Source organism: Arthrobacter sp. SPT-J7 (assembly GCF_059089965.1).
The window spans coordinates 1-4,376 of record NZ_JBNHFF010000258.1; the positions used below are offsets into that span (position 1 = coordinate 1).

General features: G+C 65.8%; 3 protein-coding genes and 1 pseudogene. All 4 read left to right on the forward strand.

Going from position 1 to position 4,376, the window contains the following annotated elements; all coding sequences use genetic code 11:
* Positions 1 to 1,061, forward strand: a pseudogene (locus AC5RWX_RS30805) (glucose-6-phosphate isomerase); the annotation flags it as partial.
* A gap of 14 nt (positions 1,062 to 1,075) precedes the next feature.
* Positions 1,076 to 2,647, forward strand: coding sequence for a glucose-6-phosphate dehydrogenase (zwf, locus tag AC5RWX_RS30810; protein ID WP_494100004.1), 1,572 nt, complete (start codon positions 1,076 to 1,078; stop codon positions 2,645 to 2,647).
* On the forward strand, positions 2,644 to 3,585 hold the full coding sequence (locus AC5RWX_RS30815) for a glucose-6-phosphate dehydrogenase assembly protein OpcA (protein WP_494100005.1): 942 nt from the start codon (positions 2,644 to 2,646) through the stop codon (positions 3,583 to 3,585). Before zwf ends, AC5RWX_RS30815 begins: the two co-directional genes overlap by 4 nt.
* 37 nt (positions 3,586 to 3,622) lie before the next feature.
* A partial coding sequence (pgl, locus tag AC5RWX_RS30820; protein ID WP_494100006.1) for a 6-phosphogluconolactonase occupies positions 3,623 to 4,376 on the forward strand: 754 nt, incomplete at its 3' end.

Below are 4,376 nucleotides of genomic sequence, written 5' to 3' on the forward strand. Positions count from 1 at the left end.
ATGTCGGCGGACGTTTCTCCGCCCTCACCGCGTTCGGCTTGGTACCCTCGGGCCTGGCTGGAGTGGACATCCAGGCCTTCTTGGATGAGGCCGAGGAAGCAGCCGAGGTCCTGAACGAGGACGCACCCGAGAACATCGGCCTCGCGCTCGGAACAGCGCTGGGGGGAACGAGCCCGCTGCGCAATAAGATCGTCATTGCCGAGGACGGTTCGGGCATTGTGGGGTTCGCCGACTGGGCCGAGCAGCTCATCGCCGAATCCACGGGCAAGCTGGGCACCGGTGTCCTGCCGGTCGTCGCCGGGCCCTCCTCGCCCGAGGTGACCTCCGGGGCAAAGGACGTACTCGTGGTCCGGCTGGTAGCACCGGACGCCGACGTCGAACTGGGTGAAAACGAAGTTGCCATCGCCGGTGGGCTGCCCACCCAGATGATGGTCTGGGAGTTCGCCACGGCTGTCGCCGGACGCCTGCTGGGGATCAACCCGTTCGACCAGCCTGATGTTGAGGCGGCAAAGGTGGCGGCACGCGGCCTGCTGGACGCCCAGCCGGAACCCACCCCCGCAGCTTTCGTGGACGGCGCCATCGAAGTCCGCGGCGGCGAGTGGCTGGGCGGAGCGTCAACGGCCGAAGAAGCCGTGCGTGCCTTGCTGGAAACCCTGCAGCCAGACAGCTACCTGAGTGTCCAGGCCTACTTCGACCGGCTCGCGTTCGCGCAGCTTGAAGGCATCCGCGATGAGCTGGCTGCTGTTTCGGAGCGCCCGGTTACGTTCGGCTGGGGTCCCCGATTCCTGCACTCCACTGGGCAGTTCCACAAGGGCGGCCCCGCCATCGGTGTGTTCCTCCAGGTCACAGCTGCTTCCGCCGAAGATCTTTCCATCCCTGACCGTCCCTTTACGTTCGGGGAACTGATTGCCGCGCAGGCTGCCGGTGACGCCCAGGTTCTGAGTGAACACGGCCGCCCCGTGCTTCGCCTGCACCTGACCGACCGGGCTGCCGGTGTGGCACAGTTGCAGGACATTATTGCTGCGCTGTCCGCCAGGTCAGCCTCCGTTACTGAAAGCTAAGGCACAGAAGCACCATGCCAGAAACTGAATACGGCAGGACGTCCGGGGCGCGCCCCGGAAAGCCGCCGCGTAATCCGTTGCGGGATCCGCGTGACCGCCGCTTGAGCCGGATCGCCGGTCCCTCGTCGCTGGTGCTCTTCGGAGTGACCGGTGACCTTGCCCGCAAGAAGCTCATGCCGGCCGTGTACGACCTGGCCAACCGTGGGTTGTTGCCGCCGAGTTTCGCGCTGGTTGGTTTCGCCCGGCGTGAGTGGGACAAGGAGGATTTCGCCGCTGAGGTAAAGGCCTCCGTGCAGGCTTACGCGCGCACGCCTTTTGACGAGGCGGTGTGGAACCAGCTGTCCGAGGGCATCCGTTTTGTCCAGGGTGAGTTCGACGACGACGGTGCGTTCGAGCGGCTTGGTGAGACCATCAAGGAACTCGACGACGTCCGCGGCACCCGGGGGAACCACGCGTTCTACCTCTCGATCCCGCCGAAGGCGTTCGAGCAGGTCTGCCGGCAGCTGTCCAAGCACGGGCTGGCGCAGGCCGAGGGTGACAAGTGGCGCCGTGTGGTGATTGAGAAGCCCTTCGGGCACGACCTTGAGTCCGCCCGGAAGCTGAACGACATCGTGGAATCGGTGTTCCCGCAGGATGCAGTGTTCAGGATTGACCATTACCTGGGCAAGGAAACGGTCCAGAACATCTTGGCGCTGCGGTTCGCGAACCAGCTGTTCGAGCCGTTGTGGAACGCGAACTACGTGGACCATGTCCAGATCACCATGGCCGAGGACATCGGCACCGGCGGCCGGGCAGGGTACTACGACGGCGTGGGCGCGGCCCGCGACGTGATCCAGAACCACCTGCTCCAGCTGCTGGCGCTGACCGCGATGGAGGAACCTATTTCCTTCAACGCCGATGACCTGCGGGCGGAGAAGGAAAAGGTCCTCGCTGCTGTCAAGCTCCCGGATGACCTGTCCACGCATTCCGCGCGCGGCCAGTTCACCGGCGGTTGGCAGGGCGGGGAACAGGTCCAGGGCTACCTGGAGGAAGAAGGCATCCCGGCCGATTCCACGACCGAGACGTTCGCCGCGATCCGGGTGGACATCCACACCCGCCGCTGGTCCGGTGTGCCGTTCTACCTGCGGGCCGGCAAGCGCCTGGGCCGGCGTGTGACCGAGATCGCAGTGGTGTTTAAGCGTGCACCGAACCTGCTGTTCCGTGATCACGGCGAGGATGACTTCGGCCAGAACGCCGTGGTGATTCGGGTTCAGCCCGATGAGGGCGTGACTATCAGGTTCGGGTCCAAGGTCCCGGGCACGCAGATGGAAGTGCGCGACGTCACCATGGACTTCGGCTACGGCCACTCGTTCACGGAGTCCAGCCCGGAGGCGTACGAGCGGCTGATCCTGGACGTGCTGCTGGGCGAGCCGCCGCTGTTCCCGCGGCATGAGGAAGTGGAGCTGTCCTGGAAAATCCTTGACCCGTTCGAGGAATACTGGGCCACCCTGAACGAACAGCCCGAGCCCTACGCCCCCGGATCCTGGGGCCCGGCCTCAGCCGATGAGCTGCTGGCACGCGACGGACGAACCTGGAGAAGGCCATGATTGTAGACCTGCCGGACACCACCACCTCGAACGTTTCGAAAAAGTTGATGGCTCTGCGCGAGCAGGGCGGCGTGATCGCGTTGGGCCGCGTACTCACGCTCGTGGTGGTCACGAAGTCCGGGCTTGAGGAAGAGGCCATCGAGGCAGCCAACGAGGCCAGCCGCGAGCACCCCTGCCGGATCATCGTCCTGGCCGATGCCGGATCCGACGCCGCGGACAAGCTGGACGCCCAGATCCGCGTGGGCGGGGACGCAGGCGCCTCGGAAGTGATCGTGCTGCGGGGCTACGGCGAACTGGCGCACGAAAGCGAATCCCTCGTGGCCGCGCTGCTGCTCCCGGACGCGCCGATTGTGGCCTGGTGGCCGCACGGCGCCCCGGAAAGTGCCTGCGAAACCTCCATCGGCCGCATCGCGCACCGCAGAATCACAGACTCCGCGAACGAACCGGACCCGCAGGCCGCCCTGGAAAATATCCATGCCACCTACCGGGCCGGGGACACGGACCTGGCATGGACCCGTCTCACCAACTGGCGCATTCAGCTCGCCGCAGTCCTGGACCAGGTGGACTCCTCGCCGGTGACCGCCGTCGCGGTTGAGGGTGCCTCGGACTCCCCGAGCACCATCCTCCTCGCGGCCTGGCTCACCCTCGCCCTGGACGCACCCGTGACCATCGTGGCGGACCCGGCCGGGACCGGCATCCGCCGCGTCCGCCTCACCCGCCCCGGAGGTGACGTCCAGCTCTTCCGACCGGGGCTGTCCGTGGCTGAGCTGACCCAGCCGGGACAGCCCGCCCAGCGGATCTCGCTTCCGCGACGCAGTCTCCGAGACTGCCTTGCGGAGGAGCTGCGCCGCCTGGACCCGGACGAAGTGTTCGGTGAAGTGATTACTATGGGACTGCCACGTACCAGTCTAAGGAGCGTCCGACCCAGTGAGCGTTGAGCCAAGAGTAAGCATTCATCCTGATTCGTCCGTGCTGATGGCCGCCATTGCGGCCCGCCTGATTACCAAGCTTGTTGATGTCCAGGACAAGTACGGTGAAGCCACCGTGGTCCTGACCGGCGGCACGGTGGGTATCGGCACGCTCAAGGCTGTTGCTGACTCTCCGGCGGCGCCCGCCGTCGAGTGGTCCAAGGTCAACTTCTGGTGGGGAGATGAGCGGTTTGTCTCCTCTGACGATGCCGACCGGAACACGAAGCAGGCGTACGACGCCTTGCTCTCTCATATCCCGGTGGATCCACAGCGGATCCACGAACCGGGGTCATCAGACCAGTTCGCCACTCCAGAAGAAGCTGCCGAGGACTACGCCCGCAAACTGCGGGACGCTGCCGCTTCAGAGCACGCTGCGGATATGTCCGACGACCGCCCGGAACAGCCGGCGGCACTCCCCCGCCTGGACGTTGTCCTGCTGGGTGTAGGACCGGATGCGCATGTGGCATCGCTGTTTCCCGAGCAGGCCGGGATCCGGGAAAAGGAGCGGACAGTGGTGGGCGTCCGGAATTCGCCCAAGCCGCCTCCGCTGCGCGTTTCCCTCACCCTGCCGGCCATTAACACGGCCTCTGAGGTGTGGATGGTTGTTGCGGGCGAGGACAAGGCAGGTGCGGTGGGACTGGCACTGGCCGGCGCCAACCCTGTACAGGTGCCCGCCGCGGGTCCGCGGGGAACGTCGAGGACCCTCTGGCTCATCGATGATAATGCTGCGTCACTTGTCCCCCAGCAGCTCGTACGGAAGG